Here is a 25,261-nt window from a genome sequence, read left to right as displayed (position 1 = left end):
CCCGCCCCCTTGTTTCCCCGCTTCCCCGCGCCTGCCCCCGGACGCCGGGCCGCGGGTGCTAGTTCTGGTGGGACTGGTAGTGGGCGACGGCGTCGGAGGTGCGGCCGGCGCCGTAGACGCGCAGGAACTCCGCCAGTTCGGGGTGGGTCGGGGCGAGGCTGTCCGCGGCGTCGATGATGTCGCCCGCGGCGGCCACCGAGCGCAGCAGCGACTGGATCTCGCGGACCACCCGCTTGACCGTGGGCGCCCCGGAACCGCTGGTGGTCTGGGTGGTGTTGTTGAGCACGGAGCCCCCCTGCGACTTCTTGATCTCGTCCATGCGCTCGGTCGCCTCGGCCGCGCTCACACTGCCGTCCGCCACCTGCGCCGCCAGCTCCTGCAGCAACTGCACCCGCTGCACCACGGCAGGGTTGCCGATCTTCGCCCGCTGGCCGCTCATCAGCTGCGAGAGCATCGGGGCGGACAGACCCAGGACCGCCGCGAGACGGGCCTGATTGAGCCCGAGATCGTCGATGAGCTTACGGAAGAGCGCCCCCAGTGGCTCCCCGTACCAGTTCCGCTGCAGCTCCCGCGCTCTGGCGGTGGCTTCCTGCTGTGCGGCGTCCATTGCGTCTCCCCATCGCTTCCCCTGAAAACCGCGGTTCGCTGTAGCGAACCACGTCGAGCATCTTACGGAGCGTGGTCATTCACGGGGACCCCCAATCTTTTGCGGGATACCCGGGGTGACCCGGTACTCTGGTCTGCGGCGCCCACCGGAACGCGGCTTTTCCGGCCGGACGCTGCTTCCCGGGGCCTTAGCTCAGTTGGTAGAGCGCCGTCTTTGCATGGCGGATGTCAGGGGTTCGACTCCCCTAGGCTCCACAAGAAAAGCCTCCCGACCTGCGGAAACGCAGGTCGGGAGGCTTTCTCCGTTCGTACACCGTGCGGCGGGGCGGTTTCACGTGAAACGGGCCGTGGGTCCGGCGAGCCTCAACTCGCCTGATCCACGGCCCGTTTCACGCACGAACCGGCTCGGCCGGCCTACTGCTCGTCGTCGTGCTTCGCGGCATCCTCCTCGGCCTGCTTCGCCTGCACCTCGGGGTCCAGGACCGAGGTGCCGCTGCCGTCCACCGAACTCAGCCGGCCGCCCGACTCGGGCACCTCCGTCGCGGCGGGCGGCTCGACGAGCCAGTCCGGATTGGCCTGCTTGTCCCACCACTTCCAGGCGGCGAAAGCCCCACCGGCCAGCAAGGTCAGCAGCGCCAGCGCCTTCACGGTCCGGCCCGTCCTGGACCGGCGCGCATTCCGGCGGGCCAGCTTCTGGATGTCCTCCGCCGAGACCTGACCGCGCAACGCGGCCAGCGCCGCCGCGCCCCGCGCGGCAGCCTCGTCGCGGACCGGGGCCGCGGCGGCCACGGCCTGCTCGATCCTCGGACGCGAGTACTCGGCGGCCTGGCGCGAATATTCGGCCGCCTGCCGGGCGGCCTTGCGGGCGCGCACGGCGGCCTCCTGCGCCGCCAGGTCGACCTTCGGCGGCACATGCGCACGAGCCTGTTCCAGACGCGGGGCGAGCCGGGCGTCGTACTGCACGCGGGCCTGTTCGGCGGCCTGCGACATCACGGGCGCCAGCCGTACGCGTGCCTCCTGCGCGTAGAGCGCGGCACGCTCCTTGGCCGTGTCGGCGTAGGGCGCCACCACTTCCGCGGCGTGCAGCACGCTGTCCTTCGCCGAGCCGGTCGCGGCGCGCACGCTGTCGATGCGGGTCACGGGTTCCTCCTCCTCGGTGGCGTACGGTGTTCGACTTTCCACCCTTTTACGGATCATGCCTGCCAACGGTCCGCACGGCATGCGAGGGCGGGCATATGGGTGCCGATCGCTCCCATCGCCTTGATTCCGGGTAATTCCCGGTCAAGCCGATCCTGTCGTCGACACTGCCACGAATCGCCGCCGAGCGCTGCCTTCCGGGCGGAACTCGTGGCCGCCGGGCGACGCACGGGCTCCGCCGTGCGAGGATCGGGGGAGTCACAGGAAGACAACGGAAGGCAGATCGTGGCCGAGCAGCTTTACGCCACCCTGAAGACCAACCACGGCGACATCGTGGTCCAGCTTTTCCCGAACCACGCGCCGGAAACGGTCAAGAACTTCGTCGAGCTGGCACAGGGCGAGCGCGAGTGGACGCACCCCGGCACGGGTGAGAAGAGCAAGAACCCGCTCTACAACGGCACGATCTTCCACCGTGTCATCAGCGGCTTCATGATCCAGGGCGGCGACCCGCTGGGCACCGGCATCGGCGGCCCCGGCTACAAGTTCAAGGACGAGTTCCACCCCGACCTGTCCTTCAACAAGCCCTACCTGCTGGCCATGGCCAACGCCGGCCCGGGCACCAACGGCTCGCAGTTCTTCATCACCGTCTCCCCGACGACGTGGCTGAACCGCAAGCACACCATCTTCGGCGAGGTCACCGACGCCGCCAGCCAGAAGGTCGTCGACGCCATCGCCGCGGTCCCGACCGGTCGCAACGACCGCCCGGTCAACGACGTCGTGATCAACGAGGTCGTCGTCGAGAAGCGCGAGGGCTGAGCCCACCGCTCCGCGCACCCTCAGGGAACCAAACGCCCCGCTCGTCCGTACCAAGGATGAGCGGGGCGAGGTACTGCCAGGGGCACCCCAGTCCCACGTCGAGCAAGGGGAACAGATGGACCAGGCCGCAGCAGGCATGCAGGGAGCCCACCGCGCGCCCGTGTGCTACCGGCACCCGGACCGCGAGACCGGCGTGCGCTGCACCCGCTGCGAACGCCCCATCTGCCCCGAATGCATGGTCAGCGCCTCCGTCGGCTTCCAGTGCCCCGCCTGCGTACGCGGCGGCAACGACACCGGCCCGGCCCCCGCCGCCTCCCGGCCCCGCACCATCGCCGGCGGCACGGTCGCCGCCGACCCACGGCTGCTCACCAAGGTCCTCATCGGTGTCAACCTCGCCGTGTTCCTCGCCCAGCTCGCCGTGGGCAGCAGCCTCACCGACCGGTTCGAACTGATCGGGCAGGCGCAGTTCTCCCTGTTCGGCCCGGTCCAGGGCGTCGCCGAGGGGCAGTACTACCGCCTGCTGACCGCGATGTTCCTGCACTCGCCGACCAACTACACCCACATCCTGTTCAACATGCTCAGCCTGTGGTGGATCGGCGGCCCTCTCGAAGCGGCCCTCGGCCGCGCCCGCTACCTCGCCCTGTACTTCGTCTCCGGCCTGGCCGGCAGCGCCCTCACCTACATGATCGCCGACCCGCGCCTGCCCTCCCTGGGCGCCTCCGGGGCCATCTTCGGTCTCTTCGGCGCGACCGGCGTGCTGATGCGCCGGCTCAACTACGACCTGCGCCCGCTGATCGCCCTGCTGGTGATCAACCTGATCATCACGTTCACTCCGGGCTTCAACATCTCCTGGGAGGCCCACATCGGCGGCCTCGTCGCAGGGGTCGCCGTCGGCTACGCGATGGTCCACGCCCCGCGGGAGAGGCGGACGGTGATGCAGTACGGCGCCTGCGCGGTCGTACTCGCCGTCGTGGTGGTACTCACGCTGGTCAGGACCGCTCAGCTCACCTGAGAGCGAACCGTTGTCCACAGGCTGTGGCGGATCTTGTGCACCGGGTGGGGGCACAGCTGTGCCCCCTGTCGCTCGGATGTGTTTCCGCAGGTCAGACAGGGGGCGAACAGATGTATGAGTGTTGGTCGGGCAGTCACACCGGCGTCAACACCCGATGAGTTATCCACAGATCGTCTTTCTTTTCCCCATGTGGACAACGGCTGTGGATAACTCGGTGGAGAGCCCTTGGGAGAGCTATTTCCACTGCGTGGAGACGCCGAAGCCGGCGGCGATGAAGCCGAAGCCGACCACGATGTTCCAGTTGTCGAGCGCGTCGATGGGCAGCGAGCCGTCGGTCACGTAGAAGACGACGATCCACGCCAGGCCGATGACGAACATGGCCAGCATGACAGGTGCGACCCAGGCACGACTGGTCAGCTTGATCGCCTGCGCCTGCTTCGCGGGCGGCGGCGTGTAGTCGGCCTTCTTGCGGATACGTGACTTCGGCACGAGGGTCTCTCCTGTCGATGCGCTGCGTGGCCGCGCAGGTAACCGGTACGGGGCTCGGGGCAGCGTACAAGGGGTCCACATGACGACTCTGTGTGCTCCCCCGGGCGTCCGTTAGCGTAGTGCTTCCGTGGCGCCTAAGGAGATAAGGGTACGTTGAGCAATTCTGCCGACTCCCCCGGGACGCAATCAACGGGCTCCGGCCCTGCCCGCCGCCTGCGTGTCCGCCCCGTGCGGCTCCTCACGGCGGCCGTCTTCGCGCTCGCGGGTCTGATCTTCTTCACCAGCTTCGACACGGCCAAGGGCACCGACATCCGGCAGGACGGCTCCCTGCTGAAGCTGTCCGACCTGATCCAGCAGCGCAGCCGCAAGAACAAGGAGCTCGACGAGTCCAACGCGGCGCTGCGCGGGCGGGTGGAGTCCTTCGCGGAGAGCGACGACGGCAGCAGCAAGGCGCAGGACCGCGAGCTCAGCGGGCTGGAGAAGAGCGCCGGCACGCAGAAGCTCACCGGTCGCGCCATCACCGTCACGCTCAACGACGCTCCGCCGAACGCCACGGCCAAGCTTCCCGGCTATCCGGAGCCGCAGCCCGACTACCTGGTGATCCACCAGCAGGATCTGCAGGCGGTGGTGAACGCCCTGTGGCAGGGCGGCGCCAAGGGCATCAAGGTCATGGACCAGCGGCTGATCTCCACCAGCGCGGTGCGCTGTGTGGGCAACACGCTGATCCTCCAGGGCCGCGTCTACTCGCCGCCGTACAAGATCACGGCGGTCGGGGATCCGGAGAAGCTGCAGCAGGCGCTGGCGGCGAGCAAGGCCATCCAGACCTACATGGTGTACGTGAACGTCTACGGGCTGGGCTGGAAGGTCACCGACGACGGGACCGTGACGCTGCCCGGCTACTCCGGCACGGTGGATCTGCACTACGCGAAGCCCGCGCAGTAGGCGTCCGCCCGCCATGCCCTGCGTGACCACCTCCGTCCCGCGACTCGGTTTCACGTGGAACGAGCTGGTTTCGGATCGACAAAGGGCCCTACAAAACCCTGTCGCCGGACGTTGAGGTGATCGACCCTGTGCCACGTAAGTCCGGGTGTACACGCTCCGCACAGTCTGTGGAGGCAGGCGAACCGGAGGCGTCGCGCCGTTAGTCTGGTGACGTACGGCGTGGGTCTGATGCCGTAGGGATACGGAAGGGACGGCAAGGGACGGCATGTACGGCTGGATCTGGCGGCATCTGCCGGGAAACGCTTGGGTGAAGGCGCTGATCTCGCTCGTTCTGGCGCTGGCCGTGGTCTATGTCCTGTTCCAGTACGTCTTCCCCTGGGCCGAGCCGCTGCTGCCCTTCAACGATGTGACGGTGGACAACCAGTGAGTGCGCGGATTCTCGTCGTCGACAACTACGACAGCTTCGTCTTCAACCTCGTGCAGTACCTGTATCAGCTGGGTGCGGAGTGCGAGGTGGTGCGCAATGACGAGGTGTCCACGGCGCACGCCCAGGACGGCTTCGACGGGGTGCTGCTCTCGCCCGGCCCGGGGACGCCGGAGGAGGCGGGGGTGTGCGTGGACATGGTCCGGCACTGCGCCTCGACCGGAGTGCCGGTGTTCGGGGTGTGCCTCGGCATGCAGTCGATGCAGGTGGCGTACGGCGGCGTGGTGGACCGGGCGCCGGAGCTGCTGCACGGCAAGACCTCGCTGGTGGAGCACGAAGGCAAGGGCGTCTTCACGGGTCTGCCCTCTCCGTTCACGGCGACCCGCTACCACTCGCTGGCGGCGGAGCCGGCGACGGTCCCGGCCGAGCTGGAGGTGACCGCCCGCACCCACGACGGCATCATCATGGGCCTGCGCCACCGTGAACTGCGGGTGGAGGGCGTGCAGTTCCATCCCGAGTCGGTGCTGACCGAGCACGGGCACCGGATGCTGGCCAACTGGCTGGTGGAGTGCGGTGACGAGGGCGCCGTGGCGAGGTCGACGGGGCTGGCCCCGGTGGTGGGCAGGGCCACGGCGTGACCGCGCTGCGCCCGGAGCGCGAGACCGATGCCTCGTACGGGGATCAGTCGTACGGGGCTTCCGGTGCGCTTGGGCAGTGGCAGGCGGAAGGGGCGCAGGGCCCCTACGCGGAACCGGGCCACACAGAGCCGGGCTATACCGAGCCGGGGTACGCGGAGCCGGGCCACAGCGAGCTGGGCTACGGCGCGCCCGGATACGAGGAACCCGAATACGGCACATCCGGGTACGAGGAGCCGCCCCGGGTTCCCCTCGACGACGAGACGATGGCGCTCCGGGTCCTCGGCGCGGCCGGAGACGCCGAGAACGGCGCCACACTGGCCTCTGGAGCCTCTGTAGGCTCCTCCGCCACCGGAGCGGCGCGGGGAGGCCGTGCGGCGCGCAGAAAGGCCGCCAGGCGGCGCGGTGGCCGGCACGGCGGTGGCCGGGAGACCGCGTCCGAAGGAACGGCACCGCCGGGGGCGGAGTCCGGCCGGCCGCTGTCCCGGGTGGAGGCGCGGCGCCAGGCGCGGTTGCGCAAGCCGAGCCCGGCGGTGGTCGCGAGCCGGGTGATCGGCGAGCTGTTCATCACCACCGGCGTGCTGATGCTGCTGTTCGTCACCTACCAGCTGTGGTGGACCAACGTCCGGGCCCATGCGCAGGCGGGCAGCGAGACGCACCAGCTGCAGAACGACTGGGCCAGCGGCAAGCGGAACCCCGGTGTCTTCGAGCCGGGGCAGGGCTTCGCCATCCTGCACATCCCCAAGCTGGACGTGGTCGCGCCGATCGCGGAGGGCGTCAGCAACGCCAAGGTGCTCGACAAGGGCATGGTCGGGCATTACGGCGAGGCTCCGCTGAAGACGGCGATGCCCGACGCCAAGACGGGCAACTTCGGGCTCGCCGCGCACCGCAACACGCACGGCGAGCCGTTCCGGTACATCAACAAGCTCACGGCCGGCGACGTGGTCGTGGTCGAGACGCAGGACACGTACTACGTGTACAAGGTGACCTCGATGCTGCCGGTGACGTCGCCGTCCAACACGAGTGTGCTGGACCCGATCCCCAAGGGCTCGGGCTTCACCAAGCCCGGCCGCTACATCACCCTCACCACCTGCACGCCGGAGTTCACGAGCAAGTACCGGCTGATCGTCTGGGGCAAGATGGTCGAGGAACGCCCGCGCAGCAAGGGCAAACCGGACGCGCTCATCGAGTAGGGGCAGAGGGAACTGTGGCAGCGACCGCCGACGACACCGAAGAACACACGGACGCGTCCGATCCGGGTTCCGCCCCGCGCGGCCGGCGCCCCGGCCGTATCGCGACGGCGGTCAGTGTCTTCGGCGAACTCCTCATCACCGCGGGCCTGTTGCTGGCGCTCTTCGTCGTCTACTCGCTGTGGTGGACGAACGTGATAGCGGACCGCAAGGCGGACCAGCAGGCCGAGAAGGTCCGCCGGCACTGGGCGCAGGCCACGGACTCCGGGCCCGGTGCGCTGGACACCAAGGACGGCATCGGCTTCCTGCACGTGCCGGCGATGAAGAACGGCGTGGTCCTGGTCGAGAAGGGCACGGGCACGAACGTCCTCGACGACGGCGTGGCCGGCTACTACACGGATCCCGTCAAGGCGACGCTGCCGATGTCCGGCAAGACCGGCAACTTCGCCCTCGCGGCCCACCGGGACGGGCACGGCGCGAAGTTCCACAACATCGACAAGCTGAAGAAGGGCGACCCGATCGTCTTCGAGACGCGGGACGACTGGTACGTCTACAAGGTCTACTCGATCCTCCCCGAGACCTCGAAGTACAACGTCAAGGTCATCGACCAGGTCCCGAAGGAGTCCGGCAGGAAGAAGCCGGGCCACTACATCACCCTGACGACCTGCACGCCCGTGTACACCTCGGAGTACCGGTACGTGGTGTGGGGAGAACTGGTCCGGGTGCAGAAGGTGGACAGCGACCGGACACCGCCGAAGGAACTGCGCGGCTGACCAGGGTTCTTCGAGAATCTCTGCACTCCGGCACGGCCGCGGGGCGGTCCCCCTCGGTGGGGACCGCCCCGCTGTGCTGCCGGGCCGGCGGATCAGCCGTTGATGCCGCCGAAGAGGCCGCCGTTGCCGCCGTTGTTGCCGCCGCCGACGTCCGCGGTGGTCAGGACGATCTGGGTGTTGTTCGGGTCGGCCTGGGTGCCCTGCGCCGGGCTCTGCTGGACGACCCTGGCCTTGTCGTCGTTGGGCCCGTTGACGCTGATGTTGTTGGTGTTGAAGCCCTGCTGCTTCAGGGTCTGCAGGGCGTCCTTCAGAGTCTGCAGCGTGACGTTGGGCACCTGCGTCTGCTGGTTCTGCTGGAACACGCTGACCGTGAGGGAGATGGGCGTGTTCTTCTTCACCGACTGGCCCGGCTGCGGGTTGCTCTGGGTGACCTTGCCGTTGTCGTCCTGGTTCGTGGTGGGCTGGTTGGTGCAGCTGGGCGCCAGGCCCAGCTGGGTCAGCTCCGCCTTCGCCTCGTCGCAGGACTTGCCGATGATGTCGTTGGGGATCGTGACATTCTCCTCGGCCTTGGCGACCGTGAGGGTGATCGTGGTGCCCTTCTGCCGGCTCGTGCCGCCCTTCGGGTCCTGGTCGATGACCACGTTCGGCGTCTGGGAGGACACCTGGGTCTTCTTCTCGACCTTGAAGCCCTTCTCCGTGAGCTGGGACTCGGCCTGGTCGAACTGGATGCCGCGGACGTCCGGCACCTGGACCTTGGGCGCGCCCGTCGAGATCACCAGACTGATCGTGCTGCCCTTGTCGACCTTGGTGTCCGGGTCGGGGCTCTGATCGCAGACGCTGCCCTTGGGCTGGTCGTCGCAGGGCTTGCCGGAGGTGGTGACCTTCAGATCGACGTTCTCGGCCATCTTCTTGGCCGAGGACTGGGTCTGGCCGACGAAGTTCGGGACCGGTACCTTGCCGTCGCCGTTGTTGCCTCCGCTCGCCACCCACTTGCCGATCAGGATCGCGCCGATCAGGACCAGGATGCCCGCCACGACGAGGAGGATCGTGGAGGTGTTGTTCTTCTTCGGGCGGCTGCGCCGGTCGGGGCGGTCGTCGTAGCCGTAGCCGCCGTCGTCGGGGTTCATCGGCGGGAGCATGGTGGTCGCTCCCGCGCCGGCGTCGGCGCGCAGGGCCGTCGTCGGCTGGTCGTCGGGGTAGCCGCCGTAGCCGACCGCTCCCATCGCGGCCGTCGCCGCGACCGGCTGGCCGTCCAGGCAGGCCTCGATGTCGGCGCGCATCTCGTCGGCCGACTGGTAGCGGTAGTTCGGGTCCTTGACCAGCGCCTTCAGGACGATGGCGTCCATCTCGGGGGTGATCTCGGGGTCGAAGACCGACGGGGGCTGCGGTTCCTCGCGGACGTGCTGGTAGGCCACGGCGACCGGGGAGTCGCCGACGAAGGGCGGCCGTACCGTCAGCAGCTCGTAGAGGAGACAACCCGTCGAGTAAAGGTCCGAGCGGGCGTCGACCTGCTCGCCCTTGGCCTGCTCCGGGGAGAGGTACTGGGCCGTGCCGATGACCGCCGCCGTCTGGGTCATGGTCATGCCGGCGTCGCCCATGGCGCGGGCGATGCCGAAGTCCATCACCTTGACCTGGCCGTTGCGGGTGAGCATGACGTTGGCCGGCTTGATGTCGCGGTGGACGATGCCGTTGCGGTGGGCGTACTCCAGGCCCTGCAGGATGCCGATGGTCATCTCCATCGCGCGCTCCGGCAGCAGCTTCCGGCCGGAGTGCAGAAGCTCACGCAGGGTGGAGCCGTCGACGTACTCCATCACGATGTACGGGATGGAGACGCCGTCGATGTAGTCCTCGCCCGTGTCGTAGACCGCGACGATCGCGGGGTGGTTGAGCGAGGCGGCCGACTGGGCCTCCCGGCGGAACCGGGCCTGGAAGGAAGGGTCGCGTGCCAGGTCGGCGCGCAGGGTCTTCACTGCCACGGTGCGGCCGAGGCGGGTGTCATGCGCGAGGTAGACCTCGGCCATGCCACCACGGCCGAGCACCTGGCCCAGCTCGTACCGGCCGCCGAGGCGACGCGGCTCTTCCATAGCTACCTACCAGCCCTCTCCGTCGGTCTCGGCCGCACACACTCGTGCACGGCCGGAGGCTGCCGTCCGGGCCTACCGTACCCGGCTCGCTTTGTATGACCTGGCCAAGCCCGGAACCCGATACAGGACCGGTATCGCAACGTGCGGCGATGTGGAGGAGACGTGAGCGGCGTCACTTCCTGAGGGCAAGGTCACTTCTTGGAGTTGATGACCGCCTCCATGACGTTCTTCGCGATCGGCGCGGCCAGGCCGCCGCCGGAGATGTCGTCGCGGTTGGCGCTCTCGTCCTCGATGACCACGGCGACGGCCACCGGCGAGCTGCCGTCGGGCATCTTGGCGAAGGAGATGAACCACGCGTACGGGTTGGCGCTGTTCGCCACACCGTGCTGCGCGGTACCGGTCTTGCCGCCCACGGTGACGCCGCTGATCTTCGCGTTCGTACCGGTGCCCTTCTCGACCACCGTCTGCATCATCGACTGCAGGATCTGCGCGTTCGCCGGCGACAGCGGCCGGCTCAGCTCCTCCGGCTGGGTCTTCTCGACCGGGTCCAGGTTGGAGGACTGCAGCTCGTCGACCATGTACGGCTTCATCAGCTTGCCGTCGTTGGCGACCGCCGAGGCGACCATGGCCATCTGCAGCGGGGTGGCGGCGGTGTTGTACTGGCCGATGGAGGACAGCGCGGTCTGCGACTGGTTCATGTTGTCGGAGAACACCGACGCGTTGGAGCGGACCGGGGTGAACTGCTCGGAGTCGAAGCCGAACTTCTTCGCCTCGGCGAGCATCTTGTCGTTGCCGAGGTCGGAGCCGATCTTGCCGAAGACCGAGTTGCAGGAGTACTGCAGGGCGGCACGCAGGGTGGCGTTCTCGCAGGGGATGTTGCCCTCGTTCTTCAGCGGGGTCGTGGTGCCCGGCATGATCCAGGGCAGCGGCGAGTTCGTCTTCTCGTCGGCCGACTTGTACAGCCCGTTCTCCAGCGCCGCCGCCGCGGTGACCACCTTGAAGGTGGAGCCCGGCGGGTAGGTCTCGCGCAGCGCCCGGTTCAGCATCGGGTCGGCCGGGTTGTTCTTCTTCTGCAGCTTGTTCCAGGCCTTGGCGTCGCTGTCGGAGTAGCCCGCGAAGGACGAGGGGTCGTACGACGGGTAGGAGGCCAGCGCCAGGATCTTGCCGGTGGACGGCTCCAGGGCGACGACCGCGCCCTTGCCGCCCTGCTGGGCCAGTCCGTTGTACGCCGCCTTCTGCGCGGCCGCGTTCAGCGTGGTGACGACGTTGCCGCCCTGCTTCGGCTTGCCCGTGATCATGTCGAGGGTGTTGCGGAAGAAGAGCCGGTCGTCGTTGCCGGTCAGGATGCCGTCGTCGAGCTTCTCCAGCTGGCTGCCGTCGAAGGCCTGCGAGGAGTAGCCGGTCACCGGGGCCCACATGGGCCCGTTCTTGTAGGTGCGCTTGTACTTGAAGTCGCCGCTCTTGGACACGACGGAACCGGTTATCGGGTTGCCGTCGACGATGATGTCGCCGCGCGGGTGCGCATAGCGCTCGATGGCGACCCGGCGGTTGTCCTTGTCGCTCGCCAGCTGGTCGGCCTTGACGTACTGGAGGTAGTTGTCGCGGATCAGGAGGGCCAGCACGAGCAGGCCGCAGAAGATCGCGATCCGGCGCAGGGGCTTGTTCATGACGGGCGGACCACCTGGGTCATCTCGGCGTCGGGGTTCGTGGCGGGGGCGGGCGCCGGGCGGCGTGCGGTGTCGCTGATGCGGATGAGGATGGCGATCAGCGCCCAGTTGGCCAGCACCGAGGAACCGCCGGAGGCCAGGAACGGCATGGTCATACCGGTCAGCGGGATGAGGCCCATGACACCGCCGGCCACCACGAAGACCTGCAGCGCGAAGGCGCCGGACAGGCCGACGGCGAGCAGCTTGCCGAACGGGTCCCGGGCGGCGAGGGCGGTGCGCAGGCCGCGCTCCGCGATCAGGCCGTAGATCAGCAGGATCGCCATGATGCCCGCGAGGCCGAGCTCCTCGCCGAAGGTGGCGAGGACGAAGTCGGAGTTGGCGGCGAACTTGATCAGGTCCGAGTGGCCCTGGCCCCAGCCGGTGCCGAGGGTGCCGCCGGAGCCGAACGCCCACAGCGACTGCTGCAGCTGGTCGGAGTGGAGGATGCCGTCGTGGGTGATCTGGCGGCTGAGCTGGTACTCGCGCATCGGGTTGAGCCAGGCCTGCACACGGGTCTGGATGTGCGGCTCGAAGCTCGCCACGCCGACCGCGCCGGCCGCGGACATCAGCAGACCGAACACGATCCAGCTGGTCCGCTCGGTGGCGACGTACAGCATGATCACGAACATGCCGAAGAACAGCAGCGAGGTGCCGAGGTCGGTCTCGAAGACCAGGATCAGGATCGAGATCGCCCAGACGACCAGGATCGGACCGAGGTCGCGGCCGCGCGGCAGGTACAGGCCCATGAAGCGGCGGCTGGCGAGGGCCAGCGCGTCCCGCTTGACCATCAGGTAACCGGCGAAGAACACCGCGAGCACGATCTTCGCGAACTCACCGGGCTGCAGGGAGCCGAGGCCCGGGATCCGGATCCAGATCTTCGCGCCGTAGATGTTGGCCCCGAGGCCCGGCACCAGCGGCAGGATGAGCAGCACCAGGGCGCAGAACATCGAGATGTAGGTGTAGCGCTGCAGGACCCGGTGGTCCTTCAGGAAGATCAGCACCGCGGCGAACAGGGCGATGCCCATCGCGCTGTACAGCAGCTGACGGGGCGCGGCGGGGGAGAAGCCTCTGAGCGACTGCAGCAGTTTCGACTGGTCCAGCCGCCAGATCACCACGAGCCCGAGCCCGTTGAGCAGCGTGGCCAGCGGCAGCAGCAGCGGGTCCGCGTACGGCGCGAACTTCCGTACGGCGAGATGGGCGACGCCGGCCAGCAGCCCGAGGCCGAGGCCGTACTCCAGCAGCCCGGCGGGGACGTGGTTGCTGATGGCCAGGCCCACGTTGGCGTAGGCGAACACCGGGACGGCCACGGCGAAGACCAGCAGGGCCAGCTCGGTGTTGCGGCGGCTCGGCGCGCCGATGGCGCCGATCGTGGACGTGTGGTGCGTCGGCGGATTAGTCGTACTGCTCATCGTGTGACAGGGCCTCTCGCGGCTCGGCTACTGCTTGCCGCACTGATCGACGACCTTCTGCTCATCCTCGGAGAGGCTCGGGCCGGGGTTCGCAGTGGCGGTCGCGGACGGGGACTTCGAAGGGTTCTTCGTAGCGGGAGCCGTCGTGGATGGGTGCGGAGTCGGGGACGCCTTGGACGTGAGGGCGCTGCGGGTGGTTGCCGTGGTCCCCGAGGCCTGGCCCGGCTTCGCGTTCTGCTGCGACTCGGCCGCCTGGCGCTCCGCCTGCTTCCGGCACGCGGAGGCCTGCACCGACAGGGCCTCGATCTTGGCCTGCGCCTGCTGCAGACCGCCCGCCGCGATCGTGTTCTTGACCTGCTTCTGCTGGTAGGGCGGCAGGTACTTGAGTTCGATCTCGGGGTGGTCCTTCTCCACCTTCGACAGCGACACCCAGGCCAGGTCCTGGCTGATGCCGCGGTACAGCGCCACGTGCTCGCCCTTGGCGCCGACGTAGTACTGCGTCTGCGTCCACCGGTAGCCGCCGTAGAGGCCGCCGCCGACGACGGCGAGGGCGAGGACGCCGTAGAAAGATCTCTTCAGCCACCTGCGCTGCCCGCGCGGCTTGGTGAAGTCGCCGTCGGCGTAGTCGCCGAAGCTGCCCGCCGGGATGTAGCCGGTGTCGCCCGAGCCGGGCGGGCCGAACTCGCCGCCGCCGTGGCCGGACTGCCGGCGGCCCAGGTGGGAGGCGCGGCCGGCCGGGGTCTGCATGATGCCGTTGTCGTGGAGATGGTGCTGGTTCTCGGCGACGGCGCCGACCACCACCGGCTGGTCGGACAGCTGCCCGGCGAGGGTGTCGCCGGTGTCCAGGTCGAGGACGTCGGCGACGATGACGGTGATGTTGTCGGGGCCGCCGCCGCGCAGCGCGAGCTGGATCAGCTCCTGCACGGTCTCCTGCGGGCCCTGGTAGCTGGCGAGGGTCTCCTCCAGCGTCTGGTGGGAGACGACGCCGGACAGGCCGTCGGAGCAGATCAGATAGCGGTCGCCGGCCCGGACCTCGCGGATGGACAGATCGGGCTCGACGTGGTCGCCGCTGCCGAGGGCGCGCATCAGCAGGGAGCGCTGCGGATGCGTGGTGGCCTCCTCCTCGGTGATCCGGCCCTCGTCGACGAGCCGCTGCACCCAGGTGTGGTCCTGGGTGATCTGGGTGAGGACGCCGTCGCGCAGCAGGTACGCGCGCGAGTCGCCGACGTGCACGAGCCCGAGCCGCTGCCCGGTCCACAGCAGCGCGGTCAGCGTGGTGCCCATGCCCTCGAGCTGGGGGTCCTCCTCGACCATGGCGCGCAGCTGGTCGTTGGCGCGCTGCACGGCCGTGCCGAGGGAGGTGAGGATGTCGGAGCCGGGTACGTCGTCGTCGAGCGTGACCAGGGTGGAGATCACTTCGGACGAGGCGACCTCGCCGGCCGCCTGGCCGCCCATGCCGTCGGCGATGGCGAGCAGCCGCGGACCGGCGTAACCGGAGTCCTCGTTGCCCTCGCGGATCATGCCCTTGTGCGATCCGGCGGCAAAGCGCAGTGACAGACTCATGCCCACCTCGCCCATCGGCTCCGGGTACAGCCGGTCGTGTCGAGCCACACTGCCCACCCTCCGGTCGGGAGCGCGCCGGCGGCCGGGTGGCGGCCTGCCGCTGCGTGCTCGCTCCGCTCGCTCATTGTCGTACTACTTCCGCAGCTCGATGACGGTCTTGCCGATGCGGATCGGCGCGCCCAGCGGGATCGGCGTGGGGGTCGTCAGCCGGGACCGGTCCAGGTAGGTGCCGTTGGTGGAACCGAGGTCCTCGATGATCCACTGACCGTCGCGGTCCGGGTAGATCCTGGCATGGCGGCTGGAGGCGTAGTCGTCGTCCAGCACGATCGTGGAGTCGTGCGCCCGGCCCAGCGTGATCGTCTGGCCCTGGAGCGCGACCGTGGTGCCGGTCAGCGTGCCCTCCGTCACGACCAGCTTCGTGGGGGCGTTCCGGCCGCGCCGGCCGCCGCCCTGCTGGGCGCGCTGCTGCGGGGGCGCGGCGGCCTGCTGCCGCGGCGCCTGCTGCTGGCGCCCGGCGTCCCTACGCGATCCGCGCTGGGTGACGCGCGTACCGAACAGGTCGCTCCGGATGACCTGCACGGCCACGATCACGAACAGCCACAGTACGGCCAGGAAACCCAGCCGCATGACCGTGAGGGTCAGCTCTGACATTGCCCCCGCTTCACCCTTCGGCTTGCCTATAGATAACGGTGGTGCTGCCCACGACGATCCGCGAGCCGTCGCGGAGCGTAGCGCGGGTGGTGTGCTGCCCGTCCACCACGATGCCGTTGGTGGACCCGAGATCCTGGATCGTCGAGGGCGTTCCGGTCCGGATCTCGCAGTGCCGGCGGGACACGCCGGGGTCGTCGATCCGCACGTCGGCGTCGGTGCTGCGGCCCAGCACGAGCGTCGGGCGGGAGATCTGGTGGCGGGTGCCGTTGATCTCGATCCAGTAGCGGGTGCGCCCGCCGCTCACCGGGGCGGCCGCGGGCCGCTGCGTGGCGGGCTGGGGGTAGCCGTAGCCGCCGGGCCGGGCGCCGGGCGGCGGCGCCGACGGCATCGGGGGCACGCCGGCGGGCGCGGCGGGCGGGTAGCCGTAGCCGCCGGGGGCGCCCGGCGCGGGACGGCCGGGGGCCGGAGCCGGGGCCGCGGGGGCCGCGCCCTGCTGGCTGCTGGAGGAGGCGAGGGTGCGGCTGCGCACCCGGTACAGACCCGTGTCCAGGTCGTCGGCCTTCTCCAGGTTGACCTTGATCGGCCCCATGAACGTGTAGCGCTGCTGCTTGGCGTAGTCGCGCACCATGCCGGCCAGCTCGTCGCCGAGCTGCCCGGAGTAGGGGCTGAGACGCTCGTAGTCCGGCGCGCTCAGCTCCACGATGAAGTCGTTGGGTACGACGGTCCGGTCGCGGTTCCAGATCGTGGCGTTGTTGTCGCACTCGCGCTGGAGCGCGCCGGCGATCTCCACGGGCTGGACCTCGGACTTGAAGACCTTGGCGAAGGTGCCGTTCACCAGACCTTCGAGACGCTGCTCGAACTTCTTCAGGACTCCCATGGGGCACCTCCTCCGTCCCTGCCGTCTGCCTTGCCGTGCTCTGTACTGCGTACTGCCGCGTGCTACCGCGCCCTGCTCACTGATCGTATCTACGCGCCCGGCGATCAGCCGGTTCCTGCCATGGATCGTAGAGGCGGGCGCAGACCAGTGTCCCGCACCCGGCTGTGCACCCGGACCGCCTCCTGGGCAGACGGCCGGTACCGGTACGAGGTTGATACGTGAACCGGGTCTCGTTGAAACGTGGGATGCGGGTGGAGTGGGTAGGGGAGGTTGGTTTGGGCGGGTGCGGGTGCGGGTGCGGGTGCGGGTGCGGGCGCGTGCCTGGACGTGTGCGTGTGCGGTGGTCGGCGGGCGGGGGTTCGGGGACGGGCGGGGAGACGGGGGAAACGGGGGCGGGGAGAAGCGGTGGAGGGATCGGTTGGGGATCGGTGGAGAGGGATGGAAGGGGGTGGAGAGGGACGGGGGGCGGACTGCGGCGGGCCGGTTCCGGGCGGCGGCGCGTGCGGCGCGGGTGCCGGTGGGGCCGGGCGGGGCGGCTCCCTGGGGCGGCGGGAAGGGATGTGAATCCATCCCGTACGGCGTGCTAATGTTCTGGGTGTCGGAAGGGGCCAGCCCGAAAGGGCCGGAACCGGAAGACACACCCAATGCGCGGGTGGCGGAATAGGCAGACGCGCTGGATTCAGGTTCCAGTGCCCGCAAGGGCGTGGGGGTTCAACTCCCCCCTCGCGCACAGAGACGAGACGGGTCTCTGCCGGTGACGGAAGTCACGGCAGGGGCCCGTTTCGCATTGCGGTCGCGATTGTGAGGGATCGCACAGCTGTAGCCGGCAAGGGGCAGGCCGTGGCGGGTGGTCGGCGGTCGGCTCCGCCGGTGAGCTATCTCACGCAAGAGGTCGGCCGCGGAACGCTCGGATGCGTGCGCTCGGAAGCGTGCGCTCGGCCTCTCAGGCCGCGTCCGGCTGGCAGCGCGGGCACCACACCGTGCCGCGGCCCGCCATGCGGGTCCGGCGCAGATGGGCGCCGCAGCGAGGGCAGACCGGATCGGGGTCGTCACGGTGGCCGGTCAGCCACGCCTCGCGTGGCGGGACACAGCCCGCGTCGACCGCGGAACGCAGCGTGCGGCGCATGTGCGTGTACAGGCGCCGGCGCTCGGACTCCGTGAGATCACCCGCCCGTCGGCCGGGGTGCAGCCCGGCACGCCACAGGATCTCGTCGGCGAGCAGATTGCCGAGACCGGCCAGCACGGACTGGTCGGTCAGCGTGGTCTTGATGTGCCCGCGGCGCCCGGAGAGCACCTCCTCGAAGCCGGCACGGCCCACCGCGAGCGCGTCGGGTCCCTGGCGCTCCAGCATCCGCGCCACACCGGAGTCGTCCTCGGCCAGCCAGAGACCCTGGAGCTTGCGCTGGTCGCGGTAGTGGAGCCGGTGTCCGCCGCTCAGCTCGAACAGGACGCGGTCGTACGGCTCCACGGGGTCCTCGGGACGGGCGCAGAGCAGCCGCCCCGTCATGCCGAAGTGCAGCAGGAGGGTGGGGCCGCCGGTGCGGGCGAGCAGCCACTTGCCGTGCCGCTCCGGCTCGGTGAACCGCCGCCCCTCCAGTGCCTCGCCCAGCCGCCGCGCGCTCAGCCCGTGCAGGACGCCCGCGTCGCGCACGTCCACCCGGCGGACGACCCTGCCCCGCGCACAGGACACGAGCAGCCTGCGGAAACCTTCGACATCGGGAAGCTCGGGCATGGCAGGGTCCTTGGGGGCGGAGGTGGTGGCGGTGCAGGGGGCGGGTGGGGCGCGGGATGCGGTGCAGGCGGAGGCTCTCGAGCGTGCTGCCTCCTGGCTCCTGTGCCTGTGTCGGTGCCTGTGCCTGTGCCTCCTGTCGAGAGGTTTCCCGCGCCTTCGCCTTCCCCTCCTCGTATCTCCGCCGGACGGTCTACGTGGCGGGCCTGACGTGTTTCCGTCACCCGCTGTACGGTCTGCACGAGTTGATGTCCGTGTCGGTTCTCAGCCGACGGGTGTTCGGGGGAGGCGGTCGCGGTGACCGGAACCGGTGGGGAAGCGCTGGCGGACGCGGTGGGCCGGGAGACGCGCCGGCTGCCGAGGGTGCGCGGGTTCGCCCGGTGGCCGCGGCAGGGCTCGCCCAAGGAGGAGGGCAAGGCGCTGCGGTCGAGCGTGCCGCGCAGCGCGCACCGCACGCTCGACCTCGACGCCGCCCGTCCCGACGCCGTGACCGCGGTCGCCGAGTCCAACGCCGGCCGTATCGAGGAACTGACCCCCATCCGCGTCGGACGGATGGCGGCGACCCCGTTCGCCTTCCTGCGCGGCGCGGCAGGACTCATGGCGTACGACCTGGCCCGCACCCCGATGACCAGGATCGGCACCCAGATATGCGGAGACGCGCACGCGGCCAACTTCGGCCTGTACGGCGACGCCCGCGGTGACCTCGTCATCGACCTGAACGACTTCGACGAGACCGTGCACGGCCCCTGGGAGTGGGATCTGAAGCGGCTCGCCGCCTCGCTGGTGCTCGCGGGACGGGAGGCCGGCGCGGACGAGGACACCTGCCGCGCCGCCGCGCGGGACGCCGTCGGCGCCTACCGCCGCACCATGCGCCTGCTGGCCAAACTGCCGGTGCTGGACGCGTGGAACGCCATCGCCGACGAGGAACTGGTCTCCCACACCGACGCCCACGATCTGCTCGGCACCCTGCAGCGGGTCTCGGAGAAGGCCCGCGCCAACACCAGCGGCCGGTTCGCGGCGAAGTCCACCGAGCCGCACGAGGACGGCGGGCGGCGCTTCATCGACGCGGCACCGGTACTGCGCCGGATCCCGGACGCCGAGGCCGCGGCGGTCGCGGCGTCCCTGGAGGAGTACCTGACGACCCTGCCGGAGGACCGGCACCCGCTGCTCGCCCGGCACGCGGTGCACGACGTGGCCTTCCGGGTGGTCGGCACCGGCAGTGTCGGCACCCGCTCCTACGTCGTACTCCTCCTCGACCACCGCGAGCAGCCGCTGGTCCTCCAGGTCAAGGAGGCCCGCCCCTCCGCGCTCCTCCCGCACCTGGCCACCGCCGGGTTCGAGGCGCCGCCGGTGGAGCACGAGGGCCGCCGGGTCGTGCTCGGCCAGAAGCGGATGCAGGTGGTCAGCGACATCCTGCTCGGCTGGACGACCGTCGAGGGGCGCCCCTTCCAGGTGCGTCAGTTCCGCAACCGCAAGGGCAGCGTCGACCCCGCCGCCCTCCCGGCCGACCAGATCGACGACTACGCCCGCATGACCGGCGCCCTGCTCGCCCGCGCGCACTCCCACAGCGCCGACCCTCGCCTGATCGCCGGCTACTGCGGCAAGAACGAGGAACTGGACGAGGCGATAGCCGCCTTCGCCGTCACCTACGCCGACCGCACGGAAGCCGACCACGCCGAACTGGTGGCCGGCATCAGGACGGGCCGCATCGCCGCCGAGCTGGGCGTGTGAGCGCAGCGGACCTTCCCTGGCACCGCACGGCGGCCTTGCCGGGCAGCGCACGGTGACCTTGCCTGGCAACGCGCGGTGGCCTGATCTTCCAGCATGCGGCCCGCCGCCTGGGCGCTCGCGACAGCGCGGGCCCGCACCCTGCGGACGAGGCCATCGGCGGCCCTACGGCGTCCCGTCCCTCCGGGACCGCCTACCCTGTTCGCGTGACGACCCCGGATGCCGAACAAGCCCCGCGCCCCGAGGAGCGGCTCGAGCGGGCCGTACGGGCCGCCGAGCAGGCGCTGATCGAGTACGAGATCGCCGTGGAGACGTTCCGCGTCGAGGTCGAGAACTTCTCCCGGCTGCACGAACAGCGGCTCGGCCCGCTCTACGCCCGTATCGAGGTGCTGGACGCCGAGATCGCCGAGGCGAAGGCCGCCCGCACCGGTGACCCGGAGGACGTCCGGCGCGCCGAGGAGGCCCGGGCCCGGGTCCTGCCGATCCCCGGTGTGGAGGAGCTGCTGCACGGCTGGATGGACGGCGAGGGCCTGTTCCCGGAGGCCGCCGCCATGCTGACCGAGCAGGCCGTGCGGCCCCCGGAGCGGGTGCGGCCCAGCGAGGAGGCCCGCAAGCTCTACCGCGAGCTGGCCCGCAAGGCCCACCCCGACCTCGTACAGGAGGAAGAGGAGCGGCAGCGGCGTGAGGAGTTCCTCACCCGGGTCAACGCCGCCTACGCCCGTGGCGACGTGCCCCTGCTGAAGGAGCTGGCCGAGGAGTGGGCGGCCGGACCGGTGCCGCCCGAGCGGCGTCCGAGCCCCGCCGAGGAGCTGTATGCCCGCCTCGAATGGCTCGACCAGCGCAAGGAACTGCTCACCCTCGTCGCCCGGGAACTGGAGGAGGGCGCGATCGCCGGCATGCTCCGGCTCGCCCCGGACGACCCCGACGGGCTGCTGGAGGAGATCGCCGGCAAGCTGCGCTCGGACATCGCCCAGCGGGAGGCGGAACTCGCGGCGCTGCTGGGGCAGGCCTGAGCCGGGGCTCGGTCCGGCCGGACCCTGGCACGTTCGGGTAGCGTCGGGGGCATGAACTTCGGAGCTGGTGTGCCCACGGTCGAGGTCACGGACCTCAAGGACGGCGACTTCCTGCTGGACGTCCGCGAGGACGACGAGTGGCAGGCGGGCCATGCCGAGGGAGCGCTGCACATCCCCCTCAGCGAGTTCGTGGCCCGCTACGGCGAGCTGACCGAGGCGGCTCCGCAGGATGGCCGTGTGCACGTCATCTGCCGTTCCGGCGGCCGCTCGGCGCAGGTCACCATGTACCTGGTGCAGCAGGGCATCGACGCGGTGAACGTCGACGGCGGCATGCAGGTCTGGGAGGCCAAGGGCCGCCCGGTGATCACGGACGACGGCCGGCCGGGCTTCGTCCTGTAGCTCACCCCCGCTGCCCGGACCGGCCGCGCGGTGATCTGCGGCACCCGTCCGCCCGGCCCCGTGGATCGCTCACGCCGAGACGGCGTCCGCGCGCCTCGGCGATCGCGCGTCTCAGCGGTCAGGCACCTCAGCGACCGCGCGTCTCGGCGATCGCGCGTCTCAGCGGTCGAAGTCCAGCTCCACCTGTTCCGTCAGTGGATGCGACTGGCAGGCCAGGACGTATCCGGCTTCCGTCTCCTCCTTCTCCAAGGCGAAGTTGCGGTCCATACGGACCTCGCCGGAGACCAGGAAGGCGCGGCACGTCCCGCAGACACCGCCCTTGCAGGCGTAGGGCGCGTCGGGGCGGTTGCGCAGGACCGTCTCCAGCAGTGTCTCGCCGTCCTGCACTGGCCAGGTTCCGCCGCGCCCGTCGAGGCGGGCGGTGACCGCGCTGTGCGCGGGGGCCTGGGCGCTGGGGACCGGGGGCGCGCCCGCGTCCACATGGAAGATCTCCTGGTGGATGCGGGACCGGTCGACGCCCAGCTCGCGCAGCGCCTCCTCGGCGCCCTGCACCAGCCCGTACGGCCCGCACAGGAACCAGCCCGCGACCTCGCCGACCGGCAGCAGCGCGGGCAGCAGCCCGGTGAGCCGCTCGCGGTCCAGCCGTCCGGACGGCAGGCCCGCCTGCTGCTCCTCGCGGGAGAGCACCGTCACCAGCTGGAGCCGCTCCGGGTAGCGGTCCTTCAGGTCGGCGACCTCCTCCAGGAACATCGTCGAGGCGGCCGTGCGGTCGCTGCGTATCAGGCAGAACCGGGCTGCCGGCTCGCGTGCCAGCAGCGTGGAGACGATGGACAGCACCGGCGTGATGCCGCTGCCGCCGGCCACCGCCGCGTACAGCCCCGGCGCCGGGTCCAGCGTGAAGCGGCCGGCCGGGGTCATCACCTCCAGGACGTCGCCGACGTTGATCTCCTTCAGCGCGTAGGCGGAGAAGGCGCCGCCCTCCACCAGCCGCACGCCCACCCGCAGAGTGTCGGGGCCCGGGCCGGACGGGTCGGGGGCGGGGGAGCAGATCGAGTAGGTGCGCCGTATCTCGGTGCCGTCGACCCGGCGGCGCAGCGCCAGATGCTGGCCGGGTGCGTGGCGGAACTCCTCGCGCAGCTCTGGCGGGACGGTGAAGGTGAGGGCGACGGAGTCATCGGTGATCCGGTCGACCGCGGCCACCGGGAGCGGGTGGAAGCGCGCCATCACAACTCCTTGAAGTGGTCGAACGGTTCACGGCAGGCGAGACAGCGGCGCAGGGCCTTGCACGCGGTGGAGGAGAACCGGCTCAGCAGCTCGGTGTCGGCGGAGCCGCAGTGCGGGCAGCGGACGGGCTCGGCGAGCGTGGCGTCGGTGGCCGCGTGCCCCGTCTCCGTGTACCCCGCGTCCGTGTGCCCGGCGGACGCTTCTCCGGTGCGGGTCGGGCCGAGCGTGAGCGGCACCGGTCCCGAGGCGGTGCGCACCCGCGGAGGAGCTATGCCGAACTCCCGCAGCTTGCGCCGGCCTTCGGGGCTGATGTCGTCGGTCGTCCAGGCGGGGCTGAGCACCGTGCGGACCGTGACCTCGCGCATGCCGTGGGCGCGCAGCACGCACTCGATGTCCACGCTCATCGCCTCGATGGCGGGGCAGCCGGTGTATGTCGGGGTCAGGTCGACCTCGACCGCGTCGGGGCCGTTGAGGTGCACCGCGCGCACCACGCCCAGCTCCCGGAGCGTGAGGACCGGCAGTTCGGGGTCGGGCACCGAGCCGGCCAGCTCCAGCAGCTCCGCCTCCAGGGAGGTGGTGGTCACCATGTCGCTCCCGGGTGGCTGCGGTGCAGATGCTGCATCTCGGCGAGCATCCGCCCGAACGGCTCGGTGTGCACACCCTGCCGGCCGGCGCCGGCCGACCAGGCGCCGGTGCGCGGACCCTCGGGGAGCGGGAGCGTGGCCCGGCGGAGGACGTCCTGGACGGACTCCTGCCAGCGCGTGTCCAGGCCCGCCCAGTCGGCGTCGAGGCCCTCCACCGGCTGGAACATCTCACCGGTGAACCTCCACAGCGCCGCGCAGGCAAGGCGCATCCGCTCGTGGCTGGTCTCGGTGCCGTCGCCGAGGCGCAGCGTCCACTGCTCGGCGTGGTCGCGGTGGTAGGCGACCTCCTTCACCGCCTTCGCGGCGAGGGACGCGAAGGGGCCGTCGCCCGCGGCCAGATCGGTGTAAAGGAGGTGTTGGTAGGTGGAGAAGTAGAGCTGGCGGGCGATCGTGTGGGCGAAGTCGCCGTTCGGCTGCTCGACCAGCTGGAGGTTGGTGAAGGACCGCTCCTCGCGCAGATAGGCCAGTTCGTCCTCGTCGCCGGCCATGGACAGCAGCACCCGGGCCTGGCCGAGCAGGTCGAGGGCGATGTTGGCGAGGGCGACCTCCTCCTCCAGGACGGGGGCGTGCCCGGCCCACTCCCCCAGCCGGTGGGAGAGCACCAGGGCGTCGTCGCCGAGGGCGAGCGCGGCGGTCACCGGGACGGTGGCGGGGCCGGTGGCGGTCACAGGTGCTTCACCCCTTCCGGGATCTCGTAGAAGGTCGGGTGCCGGTAGGGCTTGTCGGCGGCCGGCTCGAAGAACGGGTCCTTCTCGTCCGGCGAGGACGCGGTGATCGCGGCGGCCGGGACGACCCAGATCGACACGCCCTCGCCGCGGCGGGTGTACAGGTCGCGGGCGTTGCGCAGGGCGAGCTCGGCGTCCGGGGCGTGGAGGCTGCCGGCGTGGGTGTGGGAGAGGCCGCGCCGGGAGCGCACGAAGACCTCCCACAGGGGCCAGTCGGTGGTGCTCATGCTCGGTCCGCTCCTGTCTCGTGTCCTGCCTCAACGGTGCGGCCGCTGCCGCCGGTGTGCTTGGCCGCGTAGGCGGCGGCCGCTTCCCGTACCCACGCTCCCTCGTCGTGGGCGCGCCTGCGCTGGGTGATCCGCTGTTCGTTGCACGGGCCGTTGCCCTTGAGGACCTCCCAGAACTCCGTCCAGTCGATGGGGCCGAAGTCGTAGTGCCCGCGCTCCTCGTTCCACCGGAGGTCCGGGTCGGGGAGGGTGAGACCCAGGGACTCGGCCTGAGGGACGCAGATGTCGACGAAGCGCTGGCGCAGCTCGTCGTTGGAGTGGCGCTTGATCTTCCACGCCATCGACTGCGCGGAGTGCTGGGACTCGTCGTCGGGCGGGCCGAACATCATCAGCGAGGGCCACCACCAGCGGTTCACCGCGTCCTGGGCCATCGCGTGCTGCTCGGGCGTGCCCTTGCTCAGGGCCAGCAGCAGTTCGTAGCCCTGGCGCTGGTGGAAGGACTCCTCCTTGCAGATCCGCACCATCGCCCGCGCGTACGGTCCGTAGGAGCAGCGGCACAGCGGCACCTGGTTGGTGATCGCGGCGCCGTCCACCAGCCAGCCGATCGCGCCGACGTCGGCCCAGGTCAGCGTCGGGTAGTTGAAGATCGAGGAGTACTTCTGGCGGCCGCTGTGCAGCTTGTCGAGCAGCTCGTCGCGGCCGGCGCCGAGGGTCTCGGCCGCGCTGTACAGATACAGGCCGTGGCCGGCCTCGTCCTGCACCTTGGCCATCAGGATCGCCTTGCGGCGCAGGGAGGGCGCGCGGGTGATCCAGTTGGCCTCCGGCTGCATGCCGATGATCTCGGAGTGCGCGTGCTGGGCGATCTGCCGGATCAGGGTGGCGCGGTAGGCGTCCGGCATCCAGTCGCGCGGCTCGATGCGTTCGTCGGCGGCCACGGCCGCGTCGAAGGCGTGCTGGAAAGCCGCCGTGTCGACGGTGTCCGGCGCGCCGTCCGCCGCTGTGCGGTCCGTGCGCTGCGGGGCTGCTGTGGCCATGCGGTCCCCCTGACCTCGGGCTCTTCGATGACGTCTGTCCCGACCGATCGTTCGGTCCGTGCGCATCAATGGTGTGCCGGGCCGCCATGGGGTGTCAACCGCTGTGGAAAACTCCGTCGCCCGGCCTGTGAGCAACCAGCGGGAGGCCAGGTGGGACCAGGTGGGACCAGGTCGGGCCGGGGGCGGCGCCGTCCGGCGTGGCGAGGGCCACGGCCGTCGGCCGT

25 protein-coding genes, 2 tRNA genes and 1 pseudogene are annotated in these 25,261 nt (G+C 70.4%); 13 read left to right on the top strand and 15 right to left on the bottom strand.

Annotation, left to right across the window (positions count from 1 at the left end):
* Positions 1-58: 58 nt before the first annotated feature.
* Entirely contained in the window at positions 59-607 is a 549-nt protein-coding gene (locus tag ACGFZN_RS09775; protein ID WP_142218689.1) for a DNA-binding protein, read from the bottom strand.
* 181 nt (positions 608-788) lie between these two features.
* Here ACGFZN_RS09775 and ACGFZN_RS09770 point away from each other — a divergent pair.
* A tRNA-Ala gene (locus tag ACGFZN_RS09770) sits at positions 789-861 on the top strand.
* Positions 862-1,020: 159 nt separating this feature from the next.
* Here ACGFZN_RS09770 and ACGFZN_RS09765 read toward each other — a convergent pair.
* Entirely contained in the window at positions 1,021-1,746 is a 726-nt protein-coding gene (locus tag ACGFZN_RS09765; protein ID WP_393857939.1) for a DUF5324 family protein, read from the bottom strand.
* A 282-nt stretch (positions 1,747-2,028) separates the two neighbouring features.
* Here ACGFZN_RS09765 and ACGFZN_RS09760 point away from each other — a divergent pair, with 282 nt between their 5' ends.
* Complete coding sequence (locus ACGFZN_RS09760) at positions 2,029-2,559, top strand: peptidylprolyl isomerase (protein WP_393857938.1); 531 nt, start codon at positions 2,029-2,031, stop codon at positions 2,557-2,559.
* Positions 2,560-2,674: 115 nt separating this feature from the next.
* Positions 2,675-3,571 carry a rhomboid family intramembrane serine protease gene (locus tag ACGFZN_RS09755; protein ID WP_393857937.1) on the top strand — a complete coding sequence of 299 codons (897 nt, stop codon included), beginning with the start codon at positions 2,675-2,677 and terminating at the stop codon, positions 3,569-3,571.
* 234 nt (positions 3,572-3,805) lie between these two features.
* Here the strand turns inward: ACGFZN_RS09755 and crgA are convergent, their stop codons facing one another.
* Entirely contained in the window at positions 3,806-4,060 is a 255-nt protein-coding gene (gene crgA, locus ACGFZN_RS09750) for a cell division protein CrgA (protein ID WP_393857936.1), read from the bottom strand.
* Positions 4,061-4,213: 153 nt separating this feature from the next.
* On the opposite strand from crgA, the gene ACGFZN_RS09745 reads away from it, so the two are divergent.
* The 6 genes and pseudogenes from ACGFZN_RS09745 to ACGFZN_RS09720 all read left to right on the top strand — a co-directional run bounded on the left by ACGFZN_RS09745 (position 4,214) and on the right by ACGFZN_RS09720 (position 8,024).
* Positions 4,214-5,002, top strand: coding sequence for a DUF881 domain-containing protein (locus ACGFZN_RS09745; RefSeq protein ID WP_393857935.1), 789 nt, complete (start codon positions 4,214-4,216; stop codon positions 5,000-5,002).
* A gap of 56 nt (positions 5,003-5,058) precedes the next feature.
* A pseudogene (locus ACGFZN_RS09740) lies at positions 5,059-5,205 on the top strand (class E sortase); the annotation flags it as partial.
* A 62-nt stretch (positions 5,206-5,267) separates the two neighbouring features.
* A complete protein-coding gene (locus ACGFZN_RS09735) occupies positions 5,268-5,429 on the top strand; it encodes a hypothetical protein (protein WP_190203072.1) in 162 nt (53 codons plus the stop codon).
* Entirely contained in the window at positions 5,426-6,064 is a 639-nt protein-coding gene (locus ACGFZN_RS09730; protein ID WP_330338882.1) for an aminodeoxychorismate/anthranilate synthase component II, read from the top strand. The genes ACGFZN_RS09735 and ACGFZN_RS09730 overlap by 4 nt, the downstream gene beginning before the upstream one ends.
* On the top strand, positions 6,061-7,254 hold the full coding sequence (locus tag ACGFZN_RS09725) for a class E sortase (RefSeq protein ID WP_393857934.1): 1,194 nt from the start codon (positions 6,061-6,063) through the stop codon (positions 7,252-7,254). The genes ACGFZN_RS09730 and ACGFZN_RS09725 overlap by 4 nt, the downstream gene beginning before the upstream one ends.
* Before the next feature lie 14 nt (positions 7,255-7,268).
* Positions 7,269-8,024, top strand: coding sequence for a class E sortase (locus ACGFZN_RS09720; protein WP_393857933.1), 756 nt, complete (start codon positions 7,269-7,271; stop codon positions 8,022-8,024).
* A 92-nt stretch (positions 8,025-8,116) separates the two neighbouring features.
* Here ACGFZN_RS09720 and pknB read toward each other — a convergent pair whose 3' ends face one another.
* The 6 genes from pknB to ACGFZN_RS09690 form a co-directional block, all read right to left on the bottom strand.
* Positions 8,117-10,108 (bottom strand): Stk1 family PASTA domain-containing Ser/Thr kinase, encoded by a 1,992-nt coding sequence (pknB, locus tag ACGFZN_RS09715; protein WP_393857932.1) that lies wholly within the window; start codon positions 10,106-10,108, stop codon positions 8,117-8,119.
* Positions 10,109-10,299: 191 nt separating this feature from the next.
* Positions 10,300-11,775 carry a peptidoglycan D,D-transpeptidase FtsI family protein gene (locus tag ACGFZN_RS09710; protein WP_393857931.1) on the bottom strand — a complete coding sequence of 492 codons (1,476 nt, stop codon included), beginning with the start codon at positions 11,773-11,775 and terminating at the stop codon, positions 10,300-10,302.
* A complete protein-coding gene (locus ACGFZN_RS09705; protein WP_393857930.1) occupies positions 11,772-13,223 on the bottom strand; it encodes an FtsW/RodA/SpoVE family cell cycle protein in 1,452 nt (483 codons plus the stop codon). The genes ACGFZN_RS09710 and ACGFZN_RS09705 overlap by 4 nt, the downstream gene beginning before the upstream one ends.
* Positions 13,224-13,250: 27 nt before the next feature.
* Entirely contained in the window at positions 13,251-14,801 is a 1,551-nt protein-coding gene (locus ACGFZN_RS09700) for a Stp1/IreP family PP2C-type Ser/Thr phosphatase (RefSeq protein ID WP_393858114.1), read from the bottom strand.
* A gap of 117 nt (positions 14,802-14,918) precedes the next feature.
* Complete coding sequence (locus ACGFZN_RS09695) at positions 14,919-15,437, bottom strand: FHA domain-containing protein (RefSeq protein ID WP_393857929.1); 519 nt, start codon at positions 15,435-15,437, stop codon at positions 14,919-14,921.
* Positions 15,438-15,447: 10 nt separating this feature from the next.
* Positions 15,448-16,314 carry an FhaA domain-containing protein gene (locus ACGFZN_RS09690; RefSeq protein ID WP_393857928.1) on the bottom strand — a complete coding sequence of 289 codons (867 nt, stop codon included), beginning with the start codon at positions 16,312-16,314 and terminating at the stop codon, positions 15,448-15,450.
* A gap of 646 nt (positions 16,315-16,960) precedes the next feature.
* Between ACGFZN_RS09690 and ACGFZN_RS09685 the strand changes: the two genes are divergently transcribed.
* Positions 16,961-17,044, top strand: a tRNA-Leu gene (locus tag ACGFZN_RS09685).
* 213 nt (positions 17,045-17,257) lie between these two features.
* On the opposite strand, the gene ACGFZN_RS09680 is transcribed toward ACGFZN_RS09685, so the two are convergent.
* Positions 17,258-18,046, bottom strand: a complete 789-nt coding sequence (locus ACGFZN_RS09680) for an Fpg/Nei family DNA glycosylase (protein ID WP_393857927.1) — start codon at positions 18,044-18,046, stop codon at positions 17,258-17,260.
* 294 nt (positions 18,047-18,340) lie between these two features.
* Between ACGFZN_RS09680 and ACGFZN_RS09675 the strand changes: the two genes are divergently transcribed.
* From ACGFZN_RS09675 to ACGFZN_RS09665, 3 genes are all read left to right on the top strand, one after another.
* Positions 18,341-19,774, top strand: coding sequence for a DUF2252 domain-containing protein (locus tag ACGFZN_RS09675; protein ID WP_393857926.1), 1,434 nt, complete (start codon positions 18,341-18,343; stop codon positions 19,772-19,774).
* A 203-nt stretch (positions 19,775-19,977) separates the two neighbouring features.
* Positions 19,978-20,784: a hypothetical protein gene (locus ACGFZN_RS09670; protein ID WP_393857925.1), complete on the top strand. Its 807-nt coding sequence runs from the start codon at positions 19,978-19,980 to the stop codon at positions 20,782-20,784.
* A 69-nt stretch (positions 20,785-20,853) separates the two neighbouring features.
* Positions 20,854-21,183, top strand: a complete 330-nt coding sequence (locus tag ACGFZN_RS09665) for a rhodanese-like domain-containing protein (RefSeq protein WP_330342871.1) — start codon at positions 20,854-20,856, stop codon at positions 21,181-21,183.
* A 159-nt stretch (positions 21,184-21,342) separates the two neighbouring features.
* Here ACGFZN_RS09665 and ACGFZN_RS09660 read toward each other — a convergent pair whose 3' ends face one another.
* From ACGFZN_RS09660 to paaA, 5 genes are read right to left on the bottom strand one after another with little or no spacing between them, the layout of a single operon-like run.
* Positions 21,343-22,407, bottom strand: coding sequence for a 2Fe-2S iron-sulfur cluster-binding protein (locus tag ACGFZN_RS09660; RefSeq protein ID WP_393857924.1), 1,065 nt, complete (start codon positions 22,405-22,407; stop codon positions 21,343-21,345).
* Entirely contained in the window at positions 22,407-22,994 is a 588-nt protein-coding gene (gene paaD / locus ACGFZN_RS09655) for a 1,2-phenylacetyl-CoA epoxidase subunit PaaD (protein WP_393857923.1), read from the bottom strand. Before paaD ends, ACGFZN_RS09660 begins: the two co-directional genes overlap by 1 nt.
* Positions 22,988-23,719, bottom strand: coding sequence for a 1,2-phenylacetyl-CoA epoxidase subunit PaaC (paaC, locus tag ACGFZN_RS09650; RefSeq protein ID WP_393857922.1), 732 nt, complete (start codon positions 23,717-23,719; stop codon positions 22,988-22,990). The genes paaD and paaC overlap by 7 nt, the downstream gene beginning before the upstream one ends.
* Positions 23,716-24,003 carry a 1,2-phenylacetyl-CoA epoxidase subunit PaaB gene (gene paaB / locus ACGFZN_RS09645; RefSeq protein WP_014673816.1) on the bottom strand — a complete coding sequence of 96 codons (288 nt, stop codon included), beginning with the start codon at positions 24,001-24,003 and terminating at the stop codon, positions 23,716-23,718. Before paaB ends, paaC begins: the two co-directional genes overlap by 4 nt.
* Positions 24,000-25,037: a 1,2-phenylacetyl-CoA epoxidase subunit PaaA gene (gene paaA, locus ACGFZN_RS09640; protein ID WP_393857921.1), complete on the bottom strand. Its 1,038-nt coding sequence runs from the start codon at positions 25,035-25,037 to the stop codon at positions 24,000-24,002. The genes paaB and paaA overlap by 4 nt, the downstream gene beginning before the upstream one ends.
* Between the last annotated feature and the right edge of the window lie 224 nt (positions 25,038-25,261).

Source organism: Streptomyces sp. NPDC048192 (assembly GCF_043202415.1).
Taxonomy (GTDB): domain Bacteria; phylum Actinomycetota; class Actinomycetes; order Streptomycetales; family Streptomycetaceae; genus Streptomyces.
The sequence above is the reverse complement of the archived record's forward strand: the minus strand, read 5'-3'. Positions and strand labels throughout refer to the sequence as shown.

Excerpts from the sequence above, each read along its gene's own strand:
- ACGFZN_RS09775 (WP_142218689.1), bottom strand. The coding sequence starts at position 607 with ATGGACGCCGCACAGCAGGAAGCCACCGCCAGAGCGCGGGAGCTGCAG.
- ACGFZN_RS09755 (WP_393857937.1), top strand. The coding sequence starts at position 2,675 with ATGGACCAGGCCGCAGCAGGCATGCAGGGAGCCCACCGCGCGCCCGTG.
- ACGFZN_RS09735 (WP_190203072.1), top strand. The coding sequence starts at position 5,268 with ATGTACGGCTGGATCTGGCGGCATCTGCCGGGAAACGCTTGGGTGAAG.
- pknB (WP_393857932.1), bottom strand. The coding sequence starts at position 10,108 with ATGGAAGAGCCGCGTCGCCTCGGCGGCCGGTACGAGCTGGGCCAGGTG.
- ACGFZN_RS09710 (WP_393857931.1), bottom strand. The coding sequence starts at position 11,775 with ATGAACAAGCCCCTGCGCCGGATCGCGATCTTCTGCGGCCTGCTCGTG.
- ACGFZN_RS09705 (WP_393857930.1), bottom strand. The coding sequence starts at position 13,223 with ATGAGCAGTACGACTAATCCGCCGACGCACCACACGTCCACGATCGGC.
- ACGFZN_RS09700 (WP_393858114.1), bottom strand. The coding sequence starts at position 14,801 with ATGGGCGAGGTGGGCATGAGTCTGTCACTGCGCTTTGCCGCCGGATCG.
- ACGFZN_RS09695 (WP_393857929.1), bottom strand. The coding sequence starts at position 15,437 with ATGTCAGAGCTGACCCTCACGGTCATGCGGCTGGGTTTCCTGGCCGTA.
- ACGFZN_RS09690 (WP_393857928.1), bottom strand. The coding sequence starts at position 16,314 with ATGGGAGTCCTGAAGAAGTTCGAGCAGCGTCTCGAAGGTCTGGTGAAC.
- ACGFZN_RS09680 (WP_393857927.1), bottom strand. The coding sequence starts at position 18,046 with ATGCCCGAGCTTCCCGATGTCGAAGGTTTCCGCAGGCTGCTCGTGTCC.
- ACGFZN_RS09660 (WP_393857924.1), bottom strand. The coding sequence starts at position 22,407 with ATGGCGCGCTTCCACCCGCTCCCGGTGGCCGCGGTCGACCGGATCACC.
- paaD (WP_393857923.1), bottom strand. The coding sequence starts at position 22,994 with ATGGTGACCACCACCTCCCTGGAGGCGGAGCTGCTGGAGCTGGCCGGC.
- paaB (WP_014673816.1), bottom strand. The coding sequence starts at position 24,003 with ATGAGCACCACCGACTGGCCCCTGTGGGAGGTCTTCGTGCGCTCCCGG.
- paaA (WP_393857921.1), bottom strand. The coding sequence starts at position 25,037 with ATGGCCACAGCAGCCCCGCAGCGCACGGACCGCACAGCGGCGGACGGC.